Origin of the sequence: Subtercola boreus, from assembly GCF_006716115.1 — a bacterium.
GTDB lineage: Bacteria > Actinomycetota > Actinomycetes > Actinomycetales > Microbacteriaceae > Subtercola > Subtercola boreus.
In genome coordinates this window covers 3,587,733-3,614,706 of sequence record NZ_VFOO01000001.1, presented here as the reverse complement: position 1 = coordinate 3,614,706, position 26,974 = coordinate 3,587,733, and the positions used below count along the sequence as shown (strand labels likewise).

At 68.9% G+C, this 26,974-nt stretch carries 29 protein-coding genes; 11 read left to right on the top strand and 18 right to left on the bottom strand.

Features of this window, described 5'->3' with window-relative positions; translation table 11 throughout:
* Window positions 1-21: 21 nt before the first annotated feature.
* The 8 genes from FB464_RS16915 to FB464_RS16880 form a co-directional block, all read right to left on the bottom strand.
* Window positions 22-1,689, bottom strand: a complete 1,668-nt coding sequence (locus tag FB464_RS16915) for a molybdopterin-dependent oxidoreductase (protein WP_116415986.1) — start codon at window positions 1,687-1,689, stop codon at window positions 22-24.
* A gap of 73 nt (window positions 1,690-1,762) precedes the next feature.
* Window positions 1,763-3,091, bottom strand: a complete 1,329-nt coding sequence (locus tag FB464_RS16910; RefSeq protein ID WP_116415987.1) for an MFS transporter — start codon at window positions 3,089-3,091, stop codon at window positions 1,763-1,765.
* The gene (locus FB464_RS16905) at window positions 3,088-4,413 is read right to left on the bottom strand and encodes an NtaA/DmoA family FMN-dependent monooxygenase (RefSeq protein ID WP_116415988.1); all 1,326 of its coding nucleotides are present in this window, start codon (window positions 4,411-4,413) and stop codon (window positions 3,088-3,090) included. The genes FB464_RS16910 and FB464_RS16905 overlap by 4 nt, the downstream gene beginning before the upstream one ends.
* Window positions 4,414-4,415: 2 nt before the next feature.
* The gene (locus FB464_RS16900) at window positions 4,416-5,072 is read right to left on the bottom strand and encodes a cysteine hydrolase family protein (RefSeq protein WP_116415989.1); all 657 of its coding nucleotides are present in this window, start codon (window positions 5,070-5,072) and stop codon (window positions 4,416-4,418) included.
* Window positions 5,069-6,241, bottom strand: coding sequence for an LLM class flavin-dependent oxidoreductase (locus tag FB464_RS16895; protein ID WP_116415990.1), 1,173 nt, complete (start codon window positions 6,239-6,241; stop codon window positions 5,069-5,071). The genes FB464_RS16900 and FB464_RS16895 overlap by 4 nt, the downstream gene beginning before the upstream one ends.
* A gap of 73 nt (window positions 6,242-6,314) precedes the next feature.
* The gene (locus tag FB464_RS16890) at window positions 6,315-7,421 is read right to left on the bottom strand and encodes an ABC transporter substrate-binding protein (protein ID WP_116415991.1); all 1,107 of its coding nucleotides are present in this window, start codon (window positions 7,419-7,421) and stop codon (window positions 6,315-6,317) included.
* A gap of 119 nt (window positions 7,422-7,540) precedes the next feature.
* Entirely contained in the window at window positions 7,541-8,464 is a 924-nt protein-coding gene (locus tag FB464_RS16885; RefSeq protein ID WP_116415992.1) for an ABC transporter permease, read from the bottom strand.
* On the bottom strand, window positions 8,461-9,309 hold the full coding sequence (locus FB464_RS16880; RefSeq protein WP_116415993.1) for an ABC transporter ATP-binding protein: 849 nt from the start codon (window positions 9,307-9,309) through the stop codon (window positions 8,461-8,463). The genes FB464_RS16885 and FB464_RS16880 overlap by 4 nt, the downstream gene beginning before the upstream one ends.
* A 259-nt stretch (window positions 9,310-9,568) precedes the next feature.
* Here FB464_RS16880 and FB464_RS16875 point away from each other — a divergent pair, with 259 nt between their 5' ends.
* Entirely contained in the window at window positions 9,569-10,420 is an 852-nt protein-coding gene (locus FB464_RS16875) for a DUF4190 domain-containing protein (RefSeq protein WP_116415994.1), read from the top strand.
* Window positions 10,421-10,426: 6 nt separating this feature from the next.
* Here the strand turns inward: FB464_RS16875 and FB464_RS16870 are convergent, their stop codons facing one another.
* Window positions 10,427-10,915, bottom strand: a complete 489-nt coding sequence (locus FB464_RS16870; RefSeq protein ID WP_116415995.1) for a VOC family protein — start codon at window positions 10,913-10,915, stop codon at window positions 10,427-10,429.
* A 102-nt stretch (window positions 10,916-11,017) separates the two neighbouring features.
* Here FB464_RS16870 and FB464_RS16865 point away from each other — a divergent pair, with 102 nt between their 5' ends.
* Complete coding sequence (locus FB464_RS16865) at window positions 11,018-12,190, top strand: helix-turn-helix transcriptional regulator (RefSeq protein WP_116415996.1); 1,173 nt, start codon at window positions 11,018-11,020, stop codon at window positions 12,188-12,190.
* Window positions 12,191-12,242: 52 nt separating this feature from the next.
* Here FB464_RS16865 and FB464_RS16860 read toward each other — a convergent pair whose 3' ends face one another.
* Together FB464_RS16860 and FB464_RS16850 are read right to left on the bottom strand one after the other, a co-directional pair.
* On the bottom strand, window positions 12,243-13,568 hold the full coding sequence (locus FB464_RS16860; protein ID WP_116415997.1) for an HNH endonuclease signature motif containing protein: 1,326 nt from the start codon (window positions 13,566-13,568) through the stop codon (window positions 12,243-12,245).
* Between the two features lie 229 nt (window positions 13,569-13,797).
* On the bottom strand, window positions 13,798-14,595 hold the full coding sequence (locus FB464_RS16850; RefSeq protein ID WP_116415998.1) for an SDR family NAD(P)-dependent oxidoreductase: 798 nt from the start codon (window positions 14,593-14,595) through the stop codon (window positions 13,798-13,800).
* 55 nt (window positions 14,596-14,650) lie between these two features.
* Here FB464_RS16850 and FB464_RS16845 point away from each other — a divergent pair, with 55 nt between their 5' ends.
* On the top strand, window positions 14,651-15,277 hold the full coding sequence (locus FB464_RS16845) for a TetR/AcrR family transcriptional regulator (protein ID WP_116415999.1): 627 nt from the start codon (window positions 14,651-14,653) through the stop codon (window positions 15,275-15,277).
* A gap of 11 nt (window positions 15,278-15,288) precedes the next feature.
* On the opposite strand, the gene FB464_RS16840 is transcribed toward FB464_RS16845, so the two are convergent.
* The 4 genes from FB464_RS16840 to FB464_RS16825 form a co-directional block, all read right to left on the bottom strand.
* Entirely contained in the window at window positions 15,289-15,849 is a 561-nt protein-coding gene (locus FB464_RS16840; protein ID WP_116416000.1) for a flavin reductase family protein, read from the bottom strand.
* A 36-nt stretch (window positions 15,850-15,885) separates the two neighbouring features.
* On the bottom strand, window positions 15,886-16,428 hold the full coding sequence (locus FB464_RS16835; RefSeq protein WP_116416001.1) for an NADPH-dependent FMN reductase: 543 nt from the start codon (window positions 16,426-16,428) through the stop codon (window positions 15,886-15,888).
* 173 nt (window positions 16,429-16,601) lie between these two features.
* Window positions 16,602-17,078: a hypothetical protein gene (locus tag FB464_RS19905; protein WP_170151994.1), complete on the bottom strand. Its 477-nt coding sequence runs from the start codon at window positions 17,076-17,078 to the stop codon at window positions 16,602-16,604.
* Between the two features lie 60 nt (window positions 17,079-17,138).
* Window positions 17,139-17,477, bottom strand: coding sequence for a DMT family transporter (locus tag FB464_RS16825; protein ID WP_116416003.1), 339 nt, complete (start codon window positions 17,475-17,477; stop codon window positions 17,139-17,141).
* 23 nt (window positions 17,478-17,500) lie between these two features.
* On the opposite strand from FB464_RS16825, the gene FB464_RS16820 reads away from it, so the two are divergent.
* From FB464_RS16820 to FB464_RS16810, 3 genes are read left to right on the top strand one after another with little or no spacing between them, the layout of a single operon-like run.
* Window positions 17,501-18,871 carry an MFS transporter gene (locus tag FB464_RS16820; protein WP_246093114.1) on the top strand — a complete coding sequence of 457 codons (1,371 nt, stop codon included), beginning with the start codon at window positions 17,501-17,503 and terminating at the stop codon, window positions 18,869-18,871.
* A gap of 31 nt (window positions 18,872-18,902) precedes the next feature.
* Complete coding sequence (locus FB464_RS16815) at window positions 18,903-19,502, top strand: RNA polymerase sigma factor (RefSeq protein ID WP_116416004.1); 600 nt, start codon at window positions 18,903-18,905, stop codon at window positions 19,500-19,502.
* Window positions 19,490-20,965 (top strand): hypothetical protein, encoded by a 1,476-nt coding sequence (locus FB464_RS16810; RefSeq protein WP_116416005.1) that lies wholly within the window; start codon window positions 19,490-19,492, stop codon window positions 20,963-20,965. The genes FB464_RS16815 and FB464_RS16810 overlap by 13 nt, the downstream gene beginning before the upstream one ends.
* 45 nt (window positions 20,966-21,010) lie before the next feature.
* Here the strand turns inward: FB464_RS16810 and FB464_RS16805 are convergent, their stop codons facing one another.
* Window positions 21,011-21,649, bottom strand: a complete 639-nt coding sequence (locus FB464_RS16805; RefSeq protein ID WP_116416006.1) for a TrmH family RNA methyltransferase — start codon at window positions 21,647-21,649, stop codon at window positions 21,011-21,013.
* A gap of 81 nt (window positions 21,650-21,730) precedes the next feature.
* Between FB464_RS16805 and FB464_RS16800 the strand changes: the two genes are divergently transcribed.
* The gene (locus FB464_RS16800) at window positions 21,731-23,119 is read left to right on the top strand and encodes an Nramp family divalent metal transporter (protein WP_116416007.1); all 1,389 of its coding nucleotides are present in this window, start codon (window positions 21,731-21,733) and stop codon (window positions 23,117-23,119) included.
* A 93-nt stretch (window positions 23,120-23,212) separates the two neighbouring features.
* Complete coding sequence (locus tag FB464_RS16795) at window positions 23,213-23,521, top strand: DUF7882 family protein (RefSeq protein WP_116416008.1); 309 nt, start codon at window positions 23,213-23,215, stop codon at window positions 23,519-23,521.
* 83 nt (window positions 23,522-23,604) lie between these two features.
* Here the strand turns inward: FB464_RS16795 and FB464_RS16790 are convergent, their stop codons facing one another.
* Together FB464_RS16790 and FB464_RS16785 are read right to left on the bottom strand one after the other, a co-directional pair.
* Entirely contained in the window at window positions 23,605-23,958 is a 354-nt protein-coding gene (locus FB464_RS16790) for a hypothetical protein (RefSeq protein WP_116416009.1), read from the bottom strand.
* Window positions 23,959-24,040: 82 nt separating this feature from the next.
* Window positions 24,041-24,721, bottom strand: coding sequence for a metal-dependent transcriptional regulator (locus tag FB464_RS16785; protein WP_116416010.1), 681 nt, complete (start codon window positions 24,719-24,721; stop codon window positions 24,041-24,043).
* A gap of 94 nt (window positions 24,722-24,815) precedes the next feature.
* Here FB464_RS16785 and FB464_RS16780 point away from each other — a divergent pair, with 94 nt between their 5' ends.
* The 3 genes from FB464_RS16780 (at window position 24,816) to FB464_RS16770 (ending at window position 26,951) form a co-directional block, all read left to right on the top strand.
* Entirely contained in the window at window positions 24,816-25,127 is a 312-nt protein-coding gene (locus FB464_RS16780; protein ID WP_116416011.1) for a hypothetical protein, read from the top strand.
* 55 nt (window positions 25,128-25,182) lie between these two features.
* Window positions 25,183-26,055, top strand: a complete 873-nt coding sequence (gene ypfJ, locus FB464_RS16775; protein WP_116416012.1) for a KPN_02809 family neutral zinc metallopeptidase — start codon at window positions 25,183-25,185, stop codon at window positions 26,053-26,055.
* A 95-nt stretch (window positions 26,056-26,150) separates the two neighbouring features.
* The gene (locus FB464_RS16770) at window positions 26,151-26,951 is read left to right on the top strand and encodes an HAD-IIA family hydrolase (protein WP_116416013.1); all 801 of its coding nucleotides are present in this window, start codon (window positions 26,151-26,153) and stop codon (window positions 26,949-26,951) included.
* Window positions 26,952-26,974 lie beyond the last annotated feature (23 nt).

Genomic DNA, 26,974 nt, shown 5'->3' with positions numbered 1-26,974 from the left:
CTCTGCCTGGGCGCGGGCGGGTCAGTTCACGCTCACCTTGATGGTGTGCCAGCCCGTCGAACCGTCGGGGGCGGGCGGGGCTTGGTCTGAGGTCTGGGTGTAGCCGCCGTCGTCTGTGGCGCGCACGGCGATGGTGTGGTCGCCGGAGGGCGCATCCCACTGCAGCACCCACTGGCGCCAGGTGTCGGCCGAGATCGCCTCGGCGAGGGTGGCCTGCTGCCAGTCGCCGCCGTCGATCTGGACTTCGACGCCCTGGACGCCCGTGTGCTGGGCCCACGCGACGCCGGCGATCGGGATCGTGCCGGCCGCGAGGCTGCCACCCTGCCGCGGGGTGTCGATGCGGGAGGAGGTCTTGATCGGGCCGAGGGCGGTCCAGCCGCGCGGAGTCCAGTAACCCATGTCGGCGGCGAAGGTGGTGACCTTCATCTCGACGACCCATTTCGTCGCCGAGACGTAGCCGTAGAGCCCGGGCACGACCATCCGTACGGGGAATCCGTGTTCGACGGGAAGGGGTTCGCCGTTCATCCCGACGGCCAGCAGCGAGTCGCGCGTCGTATCCTGCAGCACCTCGAGCGGCGTGCCGGCGGTGAAACCGTCGGAGCTGCGGGAGAGCACCATGTCGGCCCCGGCCGTGGGCTTGGCACGCGCAAGCAGGTCGCGGATCGGGTAGCCGAGCCAGAGCGCATTGCCGATCAGGTCGCCGCCGACCTCGTTCGAGACGCAGGTGAGGGTCGTGTAGTTCTCGACCAGAGGCAGGGCCAACAGGTCGGCGAAGGAGATCTCGATCTCGTTCTCGACCATGCCCGTGATCGTGAGGCTCCACGTGTCGGGGTTCAGCTGAGGCACCTGCAGTGCCGTGTCGATTCGGTAGAAGTCGGCGGCAGGAGTGACGACGGGGCTGAGGTTCGTGATGCCGAGGTCGGTTCCGGCGGGCAGAGCGGCGGCCGGGGTGGATGCCGCGGGCAGCACGAGAGCGTTCCGGGCGGCCGTGACGACCGCGGCACCGGCATTCATCACGCGGGCGCCCGCGCCGACGATGGCCGAGGCGGCTGCTGCGACGATCATCCAGGTGAGGAACTGGCGGCGTTCAAGTGCAGCGGGGCCGGTACGGATGACCCGGGTTCCGTCGGGGCGAGGCGCCGGGGTGAGGGCGGGTGTGCCAGCCTCGGGCGCGAGGTCGGACTCGAGGCCGGAGCCCGCGAGAGGAGCGGACGCGACCGGTGACGCCGCGCGGGCGCGGGCCCCGTCCTCGCGCTGCACCCAGCGTCGGAGGCGCGTCTGGAGGGCGTTCAGCATGACGACGCCCACGAGCATCCCGACCACCGTGGGCACCGCGGAGATGCCCGAAGCACCCTGCCGGGTGGTGACGGCAAGCACGGCGATCGCCGAGAATACGACGAGGATGACCGTACCGACCGGTCGGCGACGGTACTCCAGCCAGCCGGCCAGCGCGGCCCCGACCGCGACGACGACGCCGAGGATCGTGAGCAGCGCAGCCTTGTCGCCCGTGCCGAAGAGCGAGATCGTCAACTCTTTCACGCCGGGCGGTGCCAGGTCGATGACGAGGGATCCGACGGCGAAGAGGGGGCTCGACTCGGCGCCGACGAAGAGGGCGACGAGTTCGGCCGAGGCCAGAACGGTCGCCGCGGCGACGATGCCGGTGAGGGCCGCCCAGATTCCGCGTCGCATGCTCAAACCCTACGCCGCCTCTGCTTGGTGTCACCTGACCGCCGGACGAACCCGGAACGGGAGAACTCTGCCGTCACGCTCTCTTCGCGACCGCGGCCCGGGCGGATTGGCCGCGAGCGGGAGGCCGCGCCGACCGCGCCAGGCCGAGGTACAGCGCCAGCGCGACGACGCTCACCGCCGCGAGGAGGGCGACCGCCCACGTCACGCCGAGCGCGTCGAACACCGACCCGAGCGCGAGGGGCCCCACGACAGCCCCCGCGTCACCGACGGTGCGGAAGATGCCGACCGCGCCGCCGACCTGTGACCGCGGCGTGACGTCGGCGAGGATCACCCCGGGCACGAGGCTTCCGACGCCGGACAGCACGCCGGTCGCGACGATCAGCGCGCCGAAGAACCACGGCGACTGCGCCAGCGGGTAGAGGCAGATCGCCGCCGCCGCCAGCAGTGTCGGAACGATCAGGAGCCCGAGGCGGGCCCCGGCGTTCAGCCGCCGGCCGACCCACGGCAGCAGGGCGAGCGAGACGACGGTCGTCAGTCCGTAGGCGATGCCGAGGGTGAGCGGCGTGAGTCCGCCCTGGTCATATGCCAGAAGGGGAATGAGAGACTGGTCGCCGCCGAACCGCACGAAGAAGATGCCGAAGGCGAGCACGCAGATACCGACCAGGACGCGTCGGCGGGCCCGGGCATCCGTGCTCACGACGGGTGTGGATGCCGCACCGGCGTCCGGCCGGGCAACACCCTCAGCGGGGACAGCGGGCACGGCCTCGGCGGTGTCGCGCACGAACTCGGACGACCAGAAGGGAGGGCTCGGCCGCACGAGCGCCCAGCCGATCACACCGATCAGCGGGATCGCCGCCACCACGAACACGAGCGGAAGCGTGCCGAACGTCAGCACGACACCGCCGAGCACCGGGCCGACCGCAGCCCCCGCCAATTGCACGGCCTGCACGGTCGACAGGATGGATCCGCGGTTCGCGGGCGTGGTGCGCTGGGTGAGCACGGCGAGCCCGACGGTGACGGCAGCCCCACCCAGGATGCCCGCCACGAACCGTGCCGCGACGAGCAGCACCACGTTGTCGATGAGTCCGGTGACCAGGGTGAGCGCGGCGAGAGCGCCCGTCACACTGAGCAGCAGCGCCCGGGCCGGAACCCGTTTCAGCAGCAGCCCGGCCGGCACGTTGACGAGCAGCCGGCCGAGACCGAACGAGGAGACGATCAGCCCGAGGATGACCGCCGACGCTCCGAACTGCTGCGCGTACTGCGGCAGCGCGGGCACGAGCGCTCCCCACGTCATCTGCGAGGTTCCGACGAGTGCGCAGACGAGCACGATCTGCTCCCAGGGCACCCGCACGCTCGCCGGTTCGGGCGCGACCGCCTTCTCGCCGTCGACGGCGCCGGTCACGCGAGCAGGTTCTCGCGGAGGGTCCCGCCGGGGTAGGCGGGCCCGACCGCACCGCGCCGGCGGAGTTCGGGTGCGAGCAACTCCACCACGTCGGCGAGCGACGACGGCGTCGAGAGCGGGTTCGCGATCATGAACCCGCCGCGCGAGCCGGTCGCCTCGAAGTTCGCCTCCAGCTCGTCCGCAACGGAAGCGGCCGTGCCCGCATACGTCTGGTCGTACCCGGTCGCGTAGCGCCAGCCGCGTTCGAAGAACTCGTCCCGCGACATCCGTGCGTCTTCTCCGACCTCATCGATCACGAGCTGCACGAATCCGGCCTGGGTGCCTTCGGCGAGCCGGATCTGGTCGGCCACATCCGTCAGCTGGAACGACGACGCGAGGGTCGAGAAGTCGAATCCGCTGTTGTACGAGAGGTAGGCGCCGACCGCGTCGTGGCTCCAGACGTCGAGCATGGCCTGCTTGCGGGCGGCGGCCTCGTCGGCGGTGCGGCCGAGGATGACCTGGACCGCCCAGAGGATCCCCACGCGCTCGGGATCCCGCCCGGCAGCGAGGAGTGCGGCATCCAGAGCAGAGCGGTGCCGCTGCTGCGAGGTGAGGTGCCCGCCGATGCCGAAGATGATGTCGGCGAACTGGGCGGATGCCGCGATCCCGCGCGGTGACGAACCGGCCTGCACGACGACGGGATGCCCCTGGGGGCTCGGCACCGAATTGAGGGGTCCCTGCACCGCGAAGTGCGGGCCGCGGTGGTCGATGCGGTGCACGCCCGCCGGGTTGCCGAAGACCCCGGTGGAGCGGTCGGCGACGATCGCCGAGGAGTCCACAGAGTCCCAGAGGGCGGCGCAGACGGCCATGAACTCCTCCATGCGGTCGTACCGCTCGCTGTGCGGGGGCAGTCCGTCGAAACCGTAGTTCGCAGCATCCGAGACCCGCGTCGACCCGACCACATTGAAGGCGATGCGCCCGCCGGTGACGTGGTCGAGCGAGTTGAGCAGCCGGGCCACGTAGTAGGGATGCATGAATGTCGAGGAATATGTCAGCCCGAAGCCGACGTGCGAAGTCACCTGCGCCATAGCGGCGATATACGGGCTCATGTCCTGGCGAGGCCACTGGATGCCCCACTTCACGGCCGCGTCCATCGAACCCTCCCAGGTGTCAGGAATGCTGGTGCCGTCGCCGAAGAAGAGCATGTCGATGCCGCCGCGCTCCGCGAGAACGGCGAGCTCCTGGAACATGCGCACATCGGGATATGTCCGGCCCTCCCACGAACCGGCGCTTGCCCACTTGCCTTCGGTGTGGGTGAAGGAGAGGTCGAAGGCCAGGTGCATGCTCACGAGGCGAGCCTCCACAGCCCGACGACGTCGGCCGAGGTCACGACGACCCCGCAGTTGAGCGCAACGTTCGCCAGGGAGTTCGCCTGCAGCTCGGCATCGTAGGCGGCGGTGGCATCCGACGGAACCAGGACGGGCCAGCCGCCCTGGAATGCATCACGGGCGGTCGCGTCGACGCAGCAGTCGATGGTGAGCCCGACGACGGTCACCCAGTCGATGCCCCGCTCGTGCAGTTCGTTCTCGAGGGTGGTTCCGAAGAATCCGCTGTAGCCGCGCTTCGTGATCACGAGTTCACCCTCTGCCGGTGCCATGCCGAACCATTCCGCCCCGGGGGTGCCGAGGACGCAGGGCTCGTCGGCGGTCGGCCAGGGCTCGCCGGCGGAGATGTCGCGGAGCCAGAGCGACGAGGTCCACGGGCGGTCGGCACTCTGGCCGAGCTGAATCCAGATCACCGGCGTTCCGAGCGCGCGGGCTTCGTCGACGAGCGCGGCCACGGAGACGACCGTCTGCGCGATCACCGGGAGGTAGTCGGGTTCGACCCAGGGCAGGTAGTCGGGGTCGGCGAACGACCGCTGAACGTCGACGACCAGCAGAGCGCCGGTCCGGCCGGGCGTGACGAGGGCCGCGAACTGCCGCTCCCGCAGACCGTCGCTCACAGCGACATCCGTTCGTCGAACGACGCGAGCAGACCGGCCGTGCCGGCGGTGCCTGCCGTGTCGGATATGCCGGATGCGTCGGATGCCGCAGGCGTCGAAGCGGCCGACGGGCCACCGGCCGTCCGCTCGCCGCGCAGCTTCGGCATGACCTGCTCGCCGAACGGCGGCAGATCGTCGTGGTATTCGGGGAAGATGATCATCAGCCCGTCGATGTCCGACGCCTCCATCAGTTCGTCGATACGCTCGTGCACCGTCTCGGGCGAACCCGTGACCACGGCGGTCTGGAACGCCTCGAACTCCGGCTTGTCGGCACTCATCGACATCGCCTTGTCGAGCGGCAGGCCCCAGGAGAGCTTCATGTTCACGATCGCCTCCGTGTCGACACCGCGGCCGTACTCCCGGAAGCGAGCCTCGGCCCGGGCATCCGTCTCGTCCATCACAACCGTGAGCATCGAATACGTCTTGATCTCGCGGCCCTGCGCAGCGGCCAGTTCCTTCACCTCGAGGCTGTTCTGGAGGAGCCCGGGCATGTCAGCCGCCGTGAGGAACGACCCGTCGACCCGTTTCGACTGGAAGTCGAGCCCCCGCGGAGAGCGCCCTGCGCTGATGAGCGTCGGATGCACGGCCGGGTGCGGCCGCGACTCGCAGTCGTCGAGCGTGAAGAACTCGCCGTGGTGCGTCACAGAGTCCTCGGCCCAGAGCCGTTCGATCACCTCGACCCACTCCTCGGTGTAGCGGTAGCGCGTGTCGTGGTCGAAGTCGCTCCGCCACTGGCCCATCTGCTCGAATTCCTTGGCGTACGCACCGACGACGATGTTCATGCCCGAACGACCGTTGCTGATCTGGTCGAGCGTCGTGAACATCTTCGCCGCGACGGCCGGATGGATGAGGTTCGTGTGCACGGTCGCCCAGATCTTCACCCGGGTGGTCGCCTCGGCGAGAGCGGCCATCAACGTGATCGACTCGAGCGTCTGGCCCCAGTGGTCGGTGGTACCGCCGTAGCCGCGCCACTTCGCCATCGACATGATGAAGTCGAAGTCGTTCTCCTCAGCCAGCACGGCCGCCCTGCGGTTGTAGTCGTAGGTCGCCTGGGGGTGGGGTGCCGTGGTCGACATCACCCACCCGCCGTTGCCGATCGGCAGGAAGATGCCGTATTCGCGGTCTTTCACGGGTGGAGCTCCTTGGTTCTGGATGCTGCGTGTGCTGGATGCTGCGTGTGCTGGCTGCGGTGGGCGCCGGCGGTTACGGCGCCGGCCAGATGAGCTCGGTGCCGTTGTAGATCGCCGACACGATCGAGGGATCGGTGAATGCCGTCACGTCGGGTGCCGTACTGAGCTGCTTGCTGTCGACGAGGAACGAGATCTCCTTGGCCATCAGGTCGGTGTTCAGCGAGCCGAGCGGCGTGCCGGCCGGCTGCGAGCTCTTCACGAGACCGGTCTCGGTCTGCCAGACCTCGACGTTGTGGTCGACGTCGTAACTGGCCCCGCCACCGGCGAGGGCCGCAGCGTAGCCGACGCACTCCGACGCGTTGGTCTCGCAGTAGGTGTACGCGTGGAAGGCAGCGCGGAGGAAGTCCTCCGTGGCCGTCTTGTTCGCACTGACGAACGCCGGGTTCGCCGCGACGGTGCCGAAGGTGCCCGGAATGTCGTAGTCCTCGGGGTTCCAGAGCTTCACGTCGTCACCGTCGGCCTTCAGCGTGAGCGGCTCGTTCGACTTGTAGCCGGTGAGCGACTGCACCTGGCCCCGCGGCAGGATGGTCGGGTCGTAGCCCACGACGACCTGGTTGATCTTCGCGACATCCACACCGTTGGCGACCAGCATCGCGTTGATTTCGGGTGGCAGCTGGCCCTTCTGGCCGAGAGTCGTGCCTTCGAGCTGCTTGAGGTCGGTGATGCTCGTGCCGGTCATCAGCGTGGTGATCGGCACCTGCCCATAGGTGGCGATCCCCGTCACGTTCACCCCGTTCGACTGGGCGAGCAGGAGGTCGGCGTCGCCGCCGAGGTCGGTGATGGTCGCGGTGCCCGCGGCGACCAGCTGCGCATTTCCGGCTGTGTCACCGGTCCCGGGCTGGATTTCGACGTCGAGGCAGAGCGCATCGAAGTAGCCGAGCTGTTTCGCCGCGAGGATGTCGAGGATCGAGGCCGACGCCTGGTACTGGAAGCCCGTGATGTACGTGATCGTGCCCGCGGCCTTGTTGGTGGCGCAACGGTCGGCCGAGATCGCGCTGGCCGCGGACGCCGCCGGGGTGGATGTCGCGGTGCCTGAGCTCGAGCATCCGGAGAGCGCTACGGCAGCAGCAGCGACGAGTGTCGCAGCAATTGTGAGGCGGGAGGTACGTCGGGTGGGCATATCTGACTCCTGATTCGGGGATGGGGGAGACGAACGGGTGCTGTGGAACTCGTGCGATGGTGCGGGTGGAGACAGGGGCGGGCGGATGCCCGGGGCGAAGGAGTACGGAGAACGGATGCTCAGCCGCGCTTGAGCAGCTGCGATTCGTGCCAGCGCAGAACACGCTTCTCGAGCAGGGTCACAAGGAACAGCAGCACGGCGCCCATGATCGCGAGGCACAGGATGGCCGCGTAGACCACCGCCAGGCGGGAGTTGGATGACGCCACGCTGATCACGGTGCCGAGCCCCTTGGCGGCGCCCGGGGCCGAGAACTCGGCGACCACCGCGCCGACGATCGACAGCGGGAAGACGACCTTCAGCGCAGCGAACACGAACGGCAGGCTCGACGGCAGCCGGAGGCGCGTCAGCACTTCGAGCCGTGAAGCCCTCAAGGTGGCGAACACCTGCAGGATCGGCGGCGACACCGAGTTCAACCCGGTGATCACATTCATCAGGATCGGGAAGAACGTGATGAGGGCGGTCACGATCAGTTTCGGCGCCGGCCCGAAGCCGAACGCGACGACCAGCGCGGGCGCGATCGCGACGACCGGCGTCACGTTCAGCACGACGGCGAGCGGCATGATCGCCCGGCGGAGGATGCCCGACTCCGTCACGATCACCGCCACGACGAACGCGGCGACGAAGCCGATCACCAGCCCGATCAGGGCCTCCGACAACGTGACCCAGGCGTTCTCGAGGTAGAACGCGGGCTGGGTGACGATGGCCTGGCCGATCATCCCGAGCCGCGGCAGCAGGTACGTGTTGTTGATCGCGATGAGTTCCCACAGCACGCCGGCCACGAGCAGCGCAACGACCACGGGCAGCCAGATCGTCGGGCGGAGCACCGACCGGCTGGGAGTGCGGCGCCGAGCGGATGTCGCGACCACCGTTCCGGCCGCGATCGATGCGGTGGCGAGTGCGGTGTCGGTGGTGTCGAGCGGCAGGGCAGCGTTCTTCGCGGCATCGCTCTTCGCTGCGTCGTTCCTGACAGCGTGGCTCGTCATCGCGTCACCGGTCCTGCGGCCCAGGCGGTCTGGAGCTTGCCGCGGATGAGGTCCTCGTATTCGTGCATGGCCGACGACTCGAGCAGGCCCTGGCGCCTCGGACGCGGCAGGTCGATGTCGACCACGGCCTCGATCCGGCCGGGACGCGCCGACATCACCACGACCTTGTCGCTCAGCACGACCGCCTCGGAGACGGAGTGCGTCACGAAGACGACGGTGGTGCGCATCTGCTCCCAGAGTTCGAGGAGCTGCACCTGGATCGCCTCCCGCGTGAACTCGTCGAGGGCAGAGAACGGTTCGTCCATCAGCAGCACATCGGCCTGGATCGCGAACGCCCGGGCGATCGCCACGCGCTGCTGCATCCCGCCCGAGAGCTGGTGGGGCAGGCGGTCGAGCGAGTCGCCGAGCCCGATCTTCGCGAGCAGGCTGCGGGGGTCGGCAGGTTCACGGTGCACGTGTCCCGGGAGAGTGCGCCGCAGGGCATCCGCCCGCCTGTTGACCTTCGACGGCAGCGTGACATTGCCGACGACCGAGAGCCACGGCAGCAGGGCTGGGACCTGCGGCACGAAACCGATCATCTTGGCCGCGCAGGCCTGGTCGGGGTCGGCGCCGAACACCGAGACGTCGCCCGAATCAGCTCTCTCGAGCCCCGCGATGAGGCGCAGCAGCGTCGACTTGCCGCAGCCCGACGGGCCGATGATGCTCACGAACTGCCCGCGGTCCACCGTGAGGTCGACATGCGACAGAGCCGTGACCTCGGCCGAGCCGCCGGATCCGCCGTAGATTTTGAGCGCGTCGCTGACGACGATCTGGTCGGGTGAAGAGCTCACTCGCGTCGTACTCATACGGGGCCTCCGGCATCGTAGATCTGCCTTGAGTCCATTAAAACGTGTATTCGGCCCATCTGGCCCTCCGGAGGTTTTCTCGTGGATAACTCCGCAACCGGCCCTCCTGTGGAGAAGAGGCTCAGTACGGACTCGAGACGACGGGAGAGCGGGCGGAAGCGCTGGTCGACGGCCCGCGGGATCGTTGACATTCAGAAGACTAGGCGGATCGTGTTTCGCGGAGGCCACCCGCCGTGTTTCAGGCGTGTATCTTTTGGCCATGAGCACCCTGCAGCAGCCTCCCCGCCTGAACGCGCTCGCGATCCTCTCGCTCGTGAGCGCCTTCTTCCTCTCGCTCATGGCCGTCATCACCGGCCATATCGCGCTCTCGCAGATCCGGCGCACCGGCGAGCGCGGCCGGGAGTTCGCCGTGGCGGGAATCGTCATCGGGTACATCGGCCTGGCAGCCGGCCTGCTCACGACCCTGGTGGTGATCCTGGCGATCGTGATCGCCGCGGCATCCGGAGGCTTCTGGCACCGCAACGTGATCGTCGGCCCGGTTCCGGATGCCCGTGGCCCGGGCAGCACGGAGGTGCCGTCGCCGAGCGCGGACCCGTACGCGCCGGCAGCACCATCGGACATCACCTTCGATGCCGGAACGTCGCTCAGCTCCGGAACCGTGCCGCACATCAGCGACGGCCTGCTCGGCGACAGCCTGTGGAAGCTCACCACGCCGAAGGCTGACGGCACCTGGGTCTACACCTCCACGGACGGGCGCTGCACGACGACCTTCCATGAGGGCGCCCTCGACGCGGGACTTGACGTCACAAAAGGCGACGACCTCGCCACGACCGACAGCTACCTCGCTGCGCTCACGTCGAGTTCGGCTTCGGATGTCGCGGACTTCGCCGATGACGACTACATCACCCTCGACCAGCCCGAGGACAACGCCATCGTGGAGACCCGCCGCCTCGCCGGGAACGACAGCGGCGGGCGCCCCCACGTGGCCGTCGCGCGCGCCTTCGCAGCCCTCGAACAGGGTGTCTCGATCAACATCGCCTGCGACACCAAAGCGCTGGCCATCGACGCATACGACCATGTGCTGTCGAAGACGGCCCTGCTCGTCGGCTGAACCAGGTCAGGCCGTGCGCGGAGCCGCCACGTCGAGAATCCAGGTCACACCGAAACGGTCGGTGAGCATCCCGAAACCGGGGCTCCACGCCGACGCCGCCAGCGGTTCGACGATCGCACCGCCAACCGAGAGGGTCGCCCAGTAGCCCATGACTTCTTTCAGGGTCTCACCGCGCACCGACAGAAAGAAGGACTGGTCGGTGAGGGTCACGCCGTTCTCCCGGCGCGTCGAGCCGGCCGTGTCCGCGCCCTCGGATCGGTCGGGCCCACCGGGGATGTCGGGCTGGCCGGGAATGTCGTACGCCATCACCCGGAAGCCGCCGTCGCTCTCGACCTGCCCGAAGACGACGTTCGTGGCGCCCGGGGCATCCGCGGGCATCCCGAAGTCCCCGTACGTGGCGATGACGAGCTGGCCGCCGAAGACGGACTGGTAGAACTCGAGTGCGGCCCGTGCCTCGCCGTGGAAGTTGAGGTGAGAGGTCGTCTGGATGCTCATGGTTTCTCCTTGTTCGAAGTGTGCGGAGTGTCTCCCCGACAACCTCGACTCTCCCAGCCGTCTAGGACAGATTCGGTCCTCCATTCGTTCTAATCTGAAGACATGGCAACGACCACCGCGAGGCTGCTGAACCTGCTCTCCCTGCTCCAGGCGAGGCGCGACTGGCCGGGTGCCCTGCTGGCCGAGCGGTTGCAGATCAGCCACCGCACCGTGCGCCGCGACGTAGACCGACTCCGGGAGATGGGCTACAGCATCCGGGCCACTATGGGTCCGGATGGCGGCTATCGCCTCCACGCAGGCAGTGAGCTGCCCCCGCTGCTCTTCGACGACGACCAAGTGATCGCCCTCGCCATCGCCCTGCAGGCGGCGACCGTCACCGGCGCGGGAATCGAGGAGGCAGCCGTGCGCGCCCTCACGACCGTGCGGCAGGTCATGCCCTCGCGCCTGCAGCACCGCCTGGATGCGATCCGGTTCACGGCGATCCCACCCCGCACCGCCGGCGCGACGCCGGGCAGCACTTCTGCCCAGAGCACTTCTTCCGACAGCGCTTCTGTCCAGAGCACATTTTCCGACAGCACTTCTTGCCACAGCGACGCGCTCGTCGCACTGTCGATGGCGACGCATGCCCGGGAAGTGCTGCGCTTCGACTACGCGAGCGTCCGCCCCCAGACCGATTCTCTCGAAGTCCCGAGACCACCACGGCGGGTCGAGCCGCATCACCTCGTCACCTCTCACGGCCGGTGGTATCTCGTCGCCTGGGACCTCGAACAGGGCGACTGGCGCCTCTTCCGCGCTGACCGCATCAGGCTCCGTGCCCCGAACGGCCCCCGATTCGCGCCCCGGGCGATTCCCGGCGGCGACGTCGCCGAGTTCGTCGCGGCCCGTTTCAAGGGCGCCGGGAACGCCAATGTCTGGCCCTGCACCGGAAAGGTCATCCTCAGCGCACCCGCGTGGGCGATGCTGCCCTACGCGGGGGACGGCGCCGTCGAAGACCTCGGCCCCGACCGCTGCAGCCTGGAGTCCGGCTCCTGGTCGTGGATCGCCCTCGCCGCCTCCTTCACCCGTTTCGACACGGACATCGACGTCGTCGGCCCACCCGAACTCACTGCCGCATTCGCCCTGCTCGCGACCCGCGCCGCCGCAACGGCCGCGACAGCCGCAGCGCCGGCCGGAACCCCGGCACACACCGCAACCGCCGCCGCCCCTGCCGCTACCGCTACCGCTACCGCTACCGCTACCGCTACCGCTACTGAAGCCGAACCCACCGCCCCCTGATGACAACGGGCAGACGCGGCCGACGACTCCGGGCCGAGAGACGACTCCGGGCTCAGAACGGTGCAGCACCGACGAACCGGGGTATCAGCCGCGCGGGATCGACGGGGCGCGCGATCGGGGTCGGGTCGACGGTGTAGGCGAATCCGGCCGGTGAGGTCCAGACGATGGGCCCCGCCGATCCCCCGGAACCGGGATGCTGCTCGACCTTCCACTCGGTGTGGTGTTTGACCTTGTGGTGGCTGGCACACAGGGGGCTGAGGTTACCGAAGCTCGTCTCGCCACCCTCCGCGAAGGCGATCGTGTGGTCGAGGTCTGCCGTGGCCGACGAGGTGCAGCTCAGGGGGAAGGTGCATTCCGAGTGCACGGTTCGGATGAGTTCGTCGAGCGCAGCCGGCACCCGGTAGCTGTCGCGGCCGCAGCTGAGCGCGACACCCGTCGCGGGATCTGTCAGTACCCGCTGGAACGCCGGCGCGCTTCGGGTGAGTTCGAGAGCGGTGAGCCTGTCGATCGGTCCGTAGCCTTCGAGATCGGCAGAACCTGCGTCGTCATGACCGAGGAGAGTCAGCGCTGGAACGGTGACGCGCACGTGGGCACGGAGCCCCCGCGGAGCCCCCGGTATCGACGGCTCACCGTTCAACACGAGGTCGGCGAGAGTGTCTACCCGCAGCTGGGCAAGGGTTCGCGGATCGCCGACCGCCTTCAGCGCGCGACCGAGACCTGTCACCCGGTTGTGGATGGCGACGGCCTCGACGGCCGGTAGGAGGAGACTCAGCCAGGCCATCCCGTTGTCTGCGGCATCAAGAACGACGCGACGCCCTTCCGCGGCCTGCGCGTGACGCTCGACGGACGTGCTCGACCGTGTGTCTTCGGCAACGGCTCGCGCGTCGCGTTCGAGCCGCTGGACGCTCACCCGCTCGGCGATCGGCAGGATGCGGGCCTCATAGTCCGGAACAGCTTCAGTCGGAACGAGGGCTCCGTGCTGCACGATCTTCTCCGCGTGACGGTACGAGATGGAGCCACGCTGGAGAGCGTCGCGCGTCGCGGAGTACGCCCCGGCCAGGCCCTCAGCCGTGTCGACCCGCCGACGCGCATCCATTTCGCTGAGATGCGCGCCCACGGCCAACTCGGTGACCACCGTGCGCTGCACGACCATCTGCTCCGACCACCTCGGGCCACCCGAGGACTGGTCGGTGAAGTGGAGCGCGAGCCCCGCGACACGGAGCCGTTCAACCAGGACGAGTTGGGCCGCCGCGGCGCGCGCGGCTTCGCGCTCCGCCGCCACAACGGCATGGGCAGCTGCGGCGAAGTCGGCCCGCAGCCGTTCCCTGAGCGGCTGCCGCAGCTGGCTTTCAGCGTTACTGAGAACTTCTCGATTCATGCCTCAAGTCAAGCAGGCGGTGAGGCGCTCTGGGGCCGATTCGCTCAATCTGTTGAATACTCGCGATTCGGCCCACCTGTGGAGGAGAAGACGAAACAGTCGCCGGGCCGACCCCGCCGGGCCGACCCCAGCCGGGCCGATCCCAGCCGGGCCGATCCCAGCCGGGCGGACCCCAGCAGAGCACCCCCCGCCGGGCCGCCCCCAGCCGAGCACCCCCCGCCGAGCACCCTCAGCCGAGCCGCGTATTGGCGATGCCGCCGTCGACATCCAGTACGGTCCCGTGTGCGAAACGCGCCTCGTCCGACACCAGGAATCGCACCGCGAACGCGATGTCGACGGGCCGCACCGGAACGCCGGCGACCGTCGCAGCGGTCATCGCCTCCACCTGTTCCGCATCGGCCGCGTTCCCCGGTGTCGCGGTCGCGCCCGGGGCGACAGTGTTGACGTTCACCCCGCTCGGCCCGAACTCAGCGGCCCACGTGCGCGTCATCTGCTCGATGGCCGCCTTGGATGCCGTGTAGGCCGCACCGAAGGGAATGCCGACCCGCGACATCCACGACCCGATGTTCACGATCGCGCCCGACCCGCGTTCGGCCATGGCCGGTGCCAGTTCGGCGACGAGCACATGCGGGGCCCGGATGTTCGTCGCGAGCACAGCGTCGAGGTCGGCGTCGGCGAGTGCGGCCGTTGGGCCCACGGGGTAGATGCCGGCATTGTTGACCAGAATGTCGAGGGAACCGCCGAGCGCTCTCGTCGCAACGCGGGCGAACTCGCGGATCTCGTCGGTGTCACCGGACAGGTCGGCAGGCACCGCGAACGCCGTTCCGCCAGCCGCAGTGATCACGTCGACCACGGCCTGGGCGCGTGGGAGGGTGCGGCCGCTCACGACCACGGTGGCACCGGAGGACGCGAGCACCCGGGCGATTGCTTCACCGATGCCGCTGGTGGAGCCGGTGACGAGAGCGGTGCGCCCGGCGAGACGGGAGTCGGGGACGAGGGACTGGAGGACTTCTTCATTGGACTTCATGGTCCAGTTGTAACATTAACTGGACCATTCAGTCCAGCGGGCTAGAATCGATCCCATGGACGAGTCGAAGATCACCGAGCGGGGTCGGCGCACCCGCCAGCGGATCATCGAGGCGACCGGCGAGCAGATCCTCGCGTCCGGCATCGGCGGCACGACGCTCGACGACGTGCGGGCTGCGACCCTGACGAGCAAGAGCCAGCTGTTCCACTACTTCCCGGGAGGCAAGGCCGAACTCGTGCGGGAGGTGGCCGGATGGGAGGGCAAGCAGCTCTTCGAGGCGCAGGAGCCCTTCATCCACGACCTCGGATCGTGGGAGTCGTGGGAGCAGTGGCGCTCCGGGCTCGTGCACTACTACATCAGCCGGGGTCGCTGGGCCTGCCCGATCGGCTCGCTCGCGACCCAGGCGGCGATGACAGACCCTGACCTCGAACGGGTCATCGCCGACAGCATGCGCGCGTGGCGCGAACTCCTCGCCGAGGGTGTGCGCCGGATGCGCACCGCTGGGCTCGTGGATGATTCGGCGGATCCGGTGACGGTGGCCACGGTCATCCTCGCCGCCATCCAGGGCGGTCTCGTGCTCAGCCAGCCCGAACGGGCCGCCTGGCCGCTCGAGGCTGCGCTCGACAGCGCGCTCGCCCCGCTGCACGCGGCGTCACGACCGCAGGGCGCCCCTGCGGCGTGACGCCCGCCAGGTCAGGACGCGGCGGCCTCGACGTCGCGCAGGTGACGGTACTGGCCCTTGAAGTAGAGCAGCGGCTGGCGGGTGTGCCAGTCCGCGGAGCTCATCTCGTTCACGCGACCGATCACGATGTAGTGGTCGCCGGCCTCATACTCGGCCCAGATGTCGCAGTCGAGCCACATCAGGGTGTCCGCGATGACCGGGTTGCGGTTCGCGGTCGCGGCCCAGTCGATGCCGGCCCACTTGTCGGTGCCCTTCCGGGCGAACTGGTTCGAGATCTCGTGCTGCTCGTGCGAGAGCACGTTGACGCTGAACTTCCCGGTCTCCCGGATGCGCGGATAGGTGGTCGAGTTCACCATCACGCTGAACGACACCAGCGGCGGTTCGGTCGACACCGAGTAGAACGACTGGCAGGTGAACCCGACGGGCTCGTCGCCTTCGAGGCCGCCGATGATCGTGATACCCGAGGCGTAGTGGCCGAGCGTGTTCCGGAAGGCGCGCGGATCGATCGCGTCGACCGCATCCCCTGAAACGGAGGCCAGTGCGGCGGGCGTGGTGTTGAGTGCTGATTCCATGGTCTTGTCTCCTTAGGTGGGGTGTGAGTCAACAGCTCAGACGAGTGTGGGGATGCCGGTGCCGAGGTGCGCGGCGACGTTCGAGAGGCGACGCAGGTTGGCTGCGTACTCCGCGGCGGCCGCGCTGACGATCTCGTCGAGATGGTCCATCTGGCCGGCCACGAAGTAGAACCCCCGGCCCGGAACGCTTGCACCGAGCTCGACGAGCAGCGGTGCGAGGTTCACGGTCGGGCCCATCGAGTGCGACAGGTCGGCCCCGGTCAGAACCGGGATCGCTGTCACCCCCGCGAGTCCGTTCGCCGGGTAGCGGTCGAGGAACGCCTTGAGAAGTCCGGTGTACGTCGCCTTGTACGTCGGCGAAGCGAACACCACGACGTCGCTGGCGGCGACACTCGCGTTCAGGGCAGCCATCTTCTCACTCGGCCACGCGAAGATCTCCTGCGCGTGGTCCGCCAGGTCGATCACCTCGACGTCGTAGGAGCCTTCGTCGAACAGTTTCTCGACGAGGGTCTCTGCGACCTTCAGGGTGCGCGACTTCGGCTTGGGATTGCCGACGACGATGGAAACTCTGAGCGTCATGATCTCTCACTTGTCTGGTGCTGACAGGATTCGAGACGGTCAGGATGTCGCGACAGCCGTGGATTCAACCGCGAGCCAAGCGCATGCACACCGACGTGTCTCACACACCACCGAGATCTTGTGGCCCGGTGGGCCCGCAACGGCTTACGTTGCATCCTTATTATCACGCCCCTTTATTTCAGGCGTATTGCGCCGCCGTCGATTGTGACGACATAGACCTCGACACGGAGATCCGCCACCGCCTGGGCCAGCCACGCGGGGTCGGCGAAGAAGCGACTCACCGGTTCACTCACGCAGAGCGCGATGCGGGCACCCACGAACAGGGTCGATCGCAGCCAGACGAGTTTCAGGGCATCCGACATCGCCTTGTTGCGCTGCCCGGACTTCACCGCCCCGCCCGCCGAGATGCACTGCACGAGCAGGCGACCGGATGAATCGATGCCGTCGATCTCGACTCTGACCCCGTCGGGCAGGGTGACGAGCCGCGGCTCGAGCGGGGTGCCGAGATGGCGCGCGAGCGCCGCGAGCAGGGCGGCCGACGGGTCGGCCGCGGCGGGGTAGGACGCAGCGGGGTCGGACGCAGCCGGGTCGGGCGCGGCGGGCTCGGACGCAGCGGGGTCGGGCGCGGCGGCGCTGGCGGCTTCGATCATCCGCTGACTCTAGATCCCCCGTGTTACGACGCGATTACCGCGGCAGCTGCGGGTCCGGCGTCAGCGACGCCCGCCGAGTTCGAGCAGCAGCACCCCGCCGATCACGAGCACGATACCGATGAGCTGCACGAGGGTCAGGAACTCCTTGAAGACCACCCAACTGATCACGGTCACGACCACGATGCCGACACCGCCCCAGACCGCGTAGGCGATGCCGAGCGGCACACCGCGCGTCAGAGTGAAGCTGAGCATCACGAACGACAGGATGTAGCCGACCACCACGACCAGATACGCCCACCAGCGGTTCGCGAACGTGACGCCTTCGCCCGACGTGAACTTCAGGAAGGTCGTCGCGACGACTTCGCTGGCGATGGCCAACGCGAGAAAGAGGTACCCCACACGCGCCAGCCTAGGCTGAAGGGGTGGTGAGTGACGAGCGGGCAGCGAACGGGAGGGCCGCGCACCCGCGCCCCACCCCCGCCTGGCGTGGCCACGAGAAGGGCAGCCCCGCCTACCGCCGCCTGCTGGTCGCCCTGTTCTTCGCCGGCATCGCCACCTTCGCCCAGCTCTACTCCCCGCAGGCCGCCCTGCCCGAGATCGCCACCGACCTGCGCGTGGGAGCCGCCTCTGCCGCCCTCGTGGTGTCGGCGTCGACGATCGGGCTCGCGGTCGGGGTGATCCCGTGGTCGGTGGTGGCCGACCGGATCGGGCGCCTCCGTTCGATGTCGATCGCCGTGATCGCGGCCTCCGCCCTCGGGTTGCTCGTTCCCTTCGCGCCGACCTTCGAGGTGCTGCTGGCCGGCCGGTTCCTGGAGGGGGTGATGGTCGGCGGCGTGCCGTCGATCGCGATCGCCTACCTCAGCGAGGAGGTGATCGCGGGCCACGCCGCGAGGGCCGCCGGGACCTACGTCGCCGGCACGACGATCGGCGGGCTCCTCGGCCGGCTCGTGGCCGGCCCCGTCGCCGAACTGACGACCTGGCGCATCGGCGTGTTCACCGTCGCCGTGCTCTGCACCGTCGCCGCGGTGGTCTTCATCCGGCTGGCACCCCAGCCCCAGGGGTTCGTGCCGCGGCGCGACCGGATGCCCGGCACCGACCTCCCGCTCGCAAAGCGACTGGCGGTGAACCTCCGTTCGCCGCGCCAGCTCGTGCTGTACGCCCAGGCGTTCCTGCTGATGGGCGGCTTCGTGGCCCTCTACAACTACCTCGGATTCCGGCTCGCGGCCTCGCCGTTCTGGCTCCCGCCCGCGCTCGTCAGCCTGGTCTTCATCGCCTACCTCGCGGGAACCTGGTCGTCGGCCCAGGCCGGTGCTCTCGCGAGCAGGATCGGGCGCCGCCCGGTGCTCCTCTGCTCCATCGCTCTCATGATCGCGGGCGTGGCCCTCACCCTGTCGTCGCTGCTCGTGCTGGTGCTCACCGGGCTCGTGGTGGCGACCGCCGGCTTCTTCGGGGCGCACTCCACCGCCTCGGGCTGGACCGCCGCCGAGGCCACGGTCGGCCGGGCCCAGGCCTCGTCGCTCTACAACCTCTTCTACTACGCCGGCTCCAGCCTCTTCGGCTGGCTGGGCGGCCTGTTCTTCGATGCGGCCGGCTGGTCGGCGACGGCGAGCCTGATCGGGGTGCTCGCGCTCGTCGCCGCCGCACTCGCCGCCGCCGGCCTGCGCGGCGCCGACCCCGGCCTGCGCGGCGCCGACCCCGGCCTACGCAGCGCCGACCCCGGCCTACGCAGCGCCGACCCCGGCCGGGGTGCGCACGCCACACCGCCGGCCGGGCCCACCGCAGACCGATCGTGAACCGCACGGCCTCCACCGTGCAAGACCTGTTGTGAGCACCGACAGCGACATCATCCTGGCCTCCCGGGCGAGCCCGGCGCTCTTCGGCCAGCTCTACGAGCGGCACGCCCGCGCCATCCACCGGTATGCGGCCCGGCGCGCGGGCGCGCAGGTGGCCGACGACATCATGTCCGAGACCTTCCTGGTGGCCTTCAACCGGCGCGAACGCTTCGATCCCGCCTGGCCGGATGCCCTGCCGTGGCTGTTCGGAATAGCCACGAACCTCCTCAAAGCCCATCGCCGCGTCGAGGCCCGCTCGTGGCAGGCGCTCCTCTCCGCCGGAATGAGCGAGGTGGCGGCCGAAAGCTCTGCCGAGCATCCGGCCGACCGTTCGAACAGCCTGATGGATGCCCAGCTCGCCGTGCGCTCCCTCGCCCCCGCCCTCGCGAAGCTGAGCGACGACGATCGGGACACCCTGCTGCTGCACGCCTGGGCCGATCTCGACTACGCAGGCATCGCCGTCGCCCTCGGAATCCCCGTCGGCACCGTGCGCTCCCGACTGAACCGTGCGCGTCGCCAGCTGCAGAACGCGGCCACCCTCGAACACCCCCGCCCCACCCCGCGAACAGGATCGACCTCATGGACCAGCTGACCGCCCTCCGTGCCCTCGGCCGGGCCGTGCCGGAGCCGACCGATGCCGCCCTCGCCCGCGGCCGGGCGCTGCTCGCGGCACACATCGCCGACGCGGTTCCGGATGCCCGCACCGACGCCGCCCGCGAGGTGGCAGGCAGCCGGCTCACCGGAGGCCCGCGCACCGGGGCGGATGACGAAGCCCTGGGCGCCACCCCGGGCGCCGCCTCCGCCACCGACTTCGACACTGCCTCCGCCCCTCAGCACCGTGCACCCCAGCGCCGAAGCCGTCTCCGTCGCTCCCGTCGTCAGACCACCCCGCGCCGCGCATTCGTCGCGCTCGGCGGGATCGCGGCTGCGGCCGTCGTGGTGACACTCCTGCTCACCGACGCGCTCGGCATCGGCACCTGGAACCGGGACAGCATCGCCTCCTCCCCCACCGCGACCGCGTCCCCACCGCTCGTCTTCACCCTGCCCGATTCCTGCGCGTCACTGGTCGACCCGAGCATCATCGCCGAGTGGTCCGCACGGTACGGCGATGCTCCCCTCATCGGAGAGATGGGCGCTCCGCTCGACAGCCCGACACGGCCGCCCGGCCGCTCCTGCTCCTACGGTTCGACCGACACGGGGTTCCCGTCGCTCACGATCGCCGTCGACGTGTTCACCCCCGACAACCTGCGCTCCGCCCGGGAGGCGGATCTCCGGGGCCAGGGACTGGTGGCCTCGGACCGACCAGACGGAACCGTCCTCTACACGAGCGACACAGCCGACGCCAGTGGTGCGGCTGCGCGGGTGCATCTCCTGAGCGACGACGCCGACATCTCCCTCTTCGTCGGCGGCGTCTCGGCCTCCGACGGGCCCGGACTCGTACCACTTCTGACCGACTGGCTGCCCCGCCTCACGGCTCGGTTGGAGGTTCCTGCAGACGGCAGCCCGAACCCGACACCCTCCCTGACCTCTGCCTCTGCCTCTGCCTCTGCGGCAAGCAGTCCTCCGGCGACGACCGGCCCGGCGGAGTTCACGCTGCCCCGCACCTGCGCCGAGACGGTCGGCTCGAACATCCTGCCGGAGTGGTCACCCCGCTTCGGCGACGCCACCCTCCTCGGCGGCGGCGGGCCTGATTCAGACGCCGGATACTCCGTGCCCGGCACCGACGAACACGGCGTGCGCTGCAGCTACGGTTCGAACGACACCGGCCGTCTCCTGACGATCATCGTCGGAACCGTCGACTCGGCACCCGGCGGCCGTGCACGAGCAGAGGAGCAGGAGAGACTGCTGGGCACCGCGGAGATTCCGCTCGGCAACGGCACGCTCTTCGACGAGAAGCTCGGACGCGATCCGGTGACGGCGACACTGACCCTCATCACCGACTCTGCGATCATCACCGTCGGTGCGCGGGGAACGGAGCAGGGTGCGGTCGAGCTGCTGCCCTACCTGAGGGCCTTCCTCGATGACATCAGCGCGCGTACCGGCGCGAATCCCTGAGCGACGCCGGCGACAGCGGCTACGCCTGCGGAACGGCGTGGATGCTCAACCGAAGCTGACGTGCTGCAGAACCCACGCGTGCATGGCGACGGCGGCCGCCGCCGAGGCGTTCATCGAGCGGGTCGAGCCGAACTGGCTGATCTCGACGATGGATGCCGCGGATGCGACGGCCTCGGCGGAGAGCCCCGGCCCCTCCTGCCCGAAGAGCAGCACACAGCGCTCGGGGAAGGCGAACGTCTCGATGATGACGCTGCCGGGAACATTGTCGATCGCGACGATCGGCAGGGCATCCGTCGCCGCCCACGCGGTGAAGTCGGCCACCGTCTCGTGGTGCAGGATGTGCTGGTAGCGGTCGGTGACCATTGCACCGCGCCGATTCCAGCGCTTGCGGCCGATCACATGCACCGTGTCGGCCCCGAAGGCGTTGGCGCTCCGCACGATCGAGCCGATGTTCATGTCGTGCTGCCAGTTCTCGATGGCGACGTGGAAGGGGTGCCGGTGCTCGTCGAGATCGACGACGATTGCGGCCATCGACCAGTAGCGGTAGCGATCGATCACGTTGCGGGAGTCTCCGCGTTCGAGCAGCTCGGGGTCGTAGTGGCTCTCGGTGGGCCATTCGCCCCGCCACGGACCCACACCGTTCGTCGTGAGTTCGACCGAGGGGTTGCTGGCTGCGTCTGACACCCGACAACGCTACCGCGCCGCTGCACGGAAGAAATGTTAGACGCACCTAACAATTAGGAAGAACTGCGCTAACATGGCGGAATGACTTCGACGAAGGCGCGCAGCGGTCTGTCCGCCCCGGCATCCGCCTCCCGAAGCCGAGCGCCCCGGCTCGTGTTCCTGCTCGGCCCGGCGTTCGTCGCAGCGATCGCCTACGTCGACCCCGGCAACGTCGCCGCCAACCTCACGGCCGGCGCGCGCTACGGCTACCTGCTGGTGTGGGTGCTCGTCGTGGCGAACGGCATGGCCATGCTCATCCAGTACCAGTCCGCGAAGCTCGGCATCGTCACCGGCCGGAGCCTGCCCGAACTGCTCGGCGAACGGATGCGCACCCGCAGCCGGCGCGCCTTCTGGGTGCAGGCGGAGCTCGTCGCGGCCGCGACCGACCTGGCCGAGGTGATCGGCGGGGCGATCGCCCTGCACCTGCTCTTCGGCCTGCCCCTGCTGCTCGGCGGAGTGATCGTGGGAGTGATCTCCATGATCATCCTGAGCGTGCAGTCCCGGCGCGGCCAAAGGTCGTTCGAGACGGTCATCGTGACGCTGCTCGCCGTCATCGCGGTCGGTTTCCTCGCCGGTCTCGTCGTGAGCCCCGTCTCGCTCGGCGGCCTTGCGGGCGGTCTCGTGCCGCAGTTCGACGGAGGAGAGACCGTGCTGCTGGCGGCCGGGATGCTCGGAGCCACGGTCATGCCGCACGCGATCTACCTGCACTCCTCCCTCGCGCGCGACCGGCACGGGGCGTCGCTCGCCGCGCACGACACGGCACGGCCGGCGATCGTCGAGCCTGTCCGTGGCGCGCCCCGCGCGGCCTCGGGGCGCCTCGGCCGCGACGGGCTCCTCCGCACGGAGTTCGTGCCGACGCCCGGGCACACCGCGGGCATCCGGCGCCTGCTGCTCGCCACCCGGTGGGACGTGGTCGTCGCCCTCCTGCTGGCGGGAGCCGTCAACATCTCGATGCTGCTGATCGCGGCCGCCAATCTCGGCGGGGTCGAGGGCACCGACACCATCGAGGGCGCACACGCCGCCATCACGGCAGCCCTCGGACCCGTGATCGGGGTGATCTTCGCGATCGGACTGCTCGCCTCGGGCCTCGCCTCGACCTCGGTCGGCTCCTACGCCGGCGCGACGATCATGTCGGGCCTGCTGCACATCCGCATCCCGCTGCTGCTGCGGCGGGTCATCACGATGATCCCGGCCCTGATCATCCTCGGCATCGGGGTCAACCCGACCTGGGCGCTCGTGTTGTCGCAGGTCTTCCTCAGCCTCGGCATCCCGTTCGCCCTGGTGCCGCTCTTCCGTCTCACCGGCGACCGGATGCTCATGGGGCCGTTCGCCGACCGGATCCCGCTCCGCATCCTCTGCTGGGTCGTCGCGTCGCTGATCGTGATACTCAACGTTGCGCTCATCGTTCTGACCATCACCGGCGCAGGCTGAGGTATTCTGGGCCTCGGTCACGTATCTTCGCCCCGACTCCACGGAGCACACCCGAAAACGTGGGCGCCACACTTCACGGGTTAGGGAATCGCATTGGGCACACTGATCTATGGGCCGGCCGCCAGGCCGATCACCATCGAGGACCGCGACCTGGCGCACCTCCAGGCCGTCATCCTGGCGAAACTCCGGCGCGGTGAGAGCTTCTCGTTCAGCTGGGAGAAGTCGAACGAGTCCGGCAGCGGGCACACCACCCTCTGGTTGCACCCCCAGATGCACATCGAATTCACCTATTACGGCTCGAAGCGCATCCCCCTGAACCGGGAGTGGATCGAACGGCTGATGAACAGGGCGAACAGCGCGGGCGGGCTGGAACTGCTGCCCGAGATCGCGGCCGTGCGCTGACACTGGCCGAGCGCCGGCCCGCGACGGGTCGACCCTGAAGCCGGGTCAGCTCTGACGCCGTGTCAGCGCTGTCCGGCGCCCTGTCAGTCGAGTTCGGTGTCGTGCTCGAGCGGTTCCAGGTAACGGTTCGAAGACCGGATCGGCGGCTCGGCGTGCAACCCGGCGATCTTCTGCTTGAGCGACTCGACGAGCGCGAAGTCCTCGATGTTGACCTCGTCCACGGTTTCGTCGTCGACTCCCGGGATCGCCGTGCAGTACAACTGCGTCGTCGGCCCGAGCAGGAGGTTCGAAAAACCCCGCTGGCCGTCGGCGAGAACCGGCACCGTGATCCGGTCGGTGCGGCCGGCGTTCGCGAGCGCGACCGTGTAGTCGAAGACCGCCGAGCAGACATCGAAGCTCACCGTCACGACGCCGGAGCCGTAGTGGAGTTCCCTCATCGTTCCAGTGAACCACTTCCAGCGGCGATCTTGGACCAAATCGCTCTGCAAACGTCGCGCGAGGGCACTGCACTCGCGCGCATCAGTCGCCCACCCGCGTGACCCAGACCGCGTCGGATGCCCGCTGCCCGAGTTCCACCGTGGCGCCCTCCACGCCGAGCCGCACCGCGACATCACCCGCGAACGTGCGATGTTCGTCGACGGTGAGTGCGACATCCAGAAGCACGCCTTTCTCCGCGACATAGCGGAGCAGCGCCGGGTCGGCGTCGGAGATGCGCGAGACGATGAGTGAATGCCCGGGCTCGGCGTCGCTCAACCGAACCGCGTCGGGACGGCGGGGGTGGCCGTCCGCTGTGGGGATCGGGTCGCCGTGCGGGTCGCGGTCGGGAAAGCCGAGCGTACGGTCGATCCTGTCGATGAGGGTGTCGGAGACGGCGTGCTCGAGCACCTCCGCCTCGTCGTGCACCTCGTCCCAGGAGTAGCCGAGCATCTCGACCAGGAAGGTCTCGACGAGGCGGTGCCGGCGCACCATGCCGATGGCGACGGAGCGCCCGGCCTCGGTGAGCTCGATGCTGCCATAGGGCTCGTGTGCCACCATTCCGAGGCCCGCGAGCTTACGGATGCCATCGGAGACGGTTGCCGCACTCACACCCGTGCGCTCGGCGAGCTGCTTCACCGTCACCGGCTCGGGCTCCCACTCGGAGGCGGCCCAGATGACCTTCAGATAGTCCTGGGCGGCGTTGGTGAGCGGGGGTAGGGCCATGCCCCGATTCTACCGAGCGACCCCGGGGACCCATATCTCGACCGGGAAATCAAGTCCCCCCGGGCAGATAGTTAGCAAAACTAAACTTATTCCTGTGTCACAGACAGAGTCAGACCACGCCAACGACGGCCACCCTTCCTTCCCTCTCCCCTCCAGCACCAAGCCTCAGAACAGCGCTCACCCGAGCCGCGACTACACCCGCACCGTGCACCACAACGGAAACCGATACTTTGCCACCGCAGAGATGGCAGAGATCTTCCGGTCGCAGGCCGAGCGCATCGTGGAACGGCGCGAGACGGAGCTCATTCCCCTGCTCCACAGCCGCGGCGTCGAACTGTTGCTGGTATCGCCGAAGACGGTCTTCGCCGTCGTGACCATCGAAGTCGGTCGCCCGAAAGTACTGTGAGTCCGCGGTACGCAAGGGCGTGCATCCGGATGCCCGACTGAACTAGCGTCGAGGCATGACGTTCAACGACAACTCGCGGCTCGACACCAGCCGGGTCTCCAAGCGCGGGAAGACCGGGATCGCCCTCGGCGGCGGAGGAGCGGTCGTCGTGATCGGCCTCTTCCTGCTCTCGCAGGTGCTCGGAGTCGACCTGACCGGACTGGCCGGCGGCACCGACACACAGGGCTCCTCGAGCGAGGAAGCGCTCGACTGCCAGACCGGCGCCGACGCGAATGCGCGCGTCGACTGCCTGATGGTGGGCGCATCCAACTCCCTCGACGCCTACTGGAAGACCGAGGCTCCCGCGCTCGGCGTCAGCTACGAGTCCCCGGCGCAGTTCGTGCTGTTCGAGGGAGGCGTCGGCACCGGCTGCGGTCAGGCGTCGAGCGCGACAGGCCCGTTCTACTGCCCCGCCGACCAGAAGATCTACGTCGACACGTCGTTCTTCGACGAGCTGCGCTCCCAGTTCGGAGCCACCGGCGGCACTCTCAGCGAGATGTACGTCGTCGCGCACGAGTGGGGGCACCATATCCAGCAGCTCGAGGGAACGTTCGCCGACATCGACCAGAGCGGCACCGGGGCATCGTCGGACTCGGTGCGCACCGAGCTACAGGCCGACTGCTACGCCGGGGCCTGGACGGCAGCCGCATCGTCGACGACCGATGCGACCGGCACGGCGTTCCTGCAACCGGTCAGCGAGGCGCAGATCGCGGATGCCCTGAACGCCGCCGCTGCGATCGGGGACGACCGCATCCAGCAGCAGTCCTCCGGCACCGTGAACCCGGAGAGCTTCACGCACGGCTCGAGCGAGCAGCGGCAGCGCTGGTTCACGAACGGGTTCAGCGGCGGGGCGGGCAACTGCGACACGTTCGGAGCGAGCGAGTTGTGAGGGCGGCCCCGCACTGCTGGCGCAGGGCGGCCATCCAGCGGACTCCGGGGCGACTCGCAGTACTGTAGAGGCGAGCACCAGAAGGAGCGCCGACCATGACACGCCGTGATGAAATCGAATGCTGGCTGACCGACATGGACGGCGTGCTCGTCCATGAGAACCAGGCGCTCCCGGGCGCCGCCGAACTGCTGCAGCAGTGGCGCGACGAGGGCAAGCCGTACCTGGTGCTGACGAACAACTCGATGTTCACTCCGCGAGACCTGAGTGCACGACTGCTCGCTTCCGGCCTGACCGTGCCCGAGGAGGCGATCTGGACGTCGGCTCTGGCGACCGCGGCCTTCCTGAAGTCACAGCAGCCGGGCGGGTCGGCCTTCGTGATCGGCGAGGCCGGAATCACGACGGCGCTGCACGAAGCGGGCTTCATCCTCACCGACACGAACCCCGACTACGTGGTCGTCGGCGAGACGCGCAACTACTCGTTCGAGGCGATCACCCGGGCCATCCGCCTGATCCAGGCCGGTGCGCGCTTCATCGTGACGAACCCCGACGCCACTGGCCCGAGCGCCGAGGGACCGCTGCCCGCCACCGGCGCGGTCGCGGCGCTCATCACCAAGGCCTGCGGCAAGGAGCCGTACGTCGTGGGCAAGCCGAACCCGATGATGTTCCGGTCGGCGCTGAACAAGATCGGTGCGCACTCGGAGAACACGGGCATGATCGGCGACCGGATGGACACCGACGTCGTGGCCGGCATCGAGGCAGGCCTCCACACGATCCTCGTGCTGACCGGCATCAGCGACCAGGCCGAGATCGCGAAGTACCCGTTCCGGCCCGACGAGATCCTGAAGGGCGTCTACGAGCTCCTCTCCCCCGAGCCCGTCGAGTCCGACGAGGAGTAGCGGCACGGCACTCTGCGTGCGGC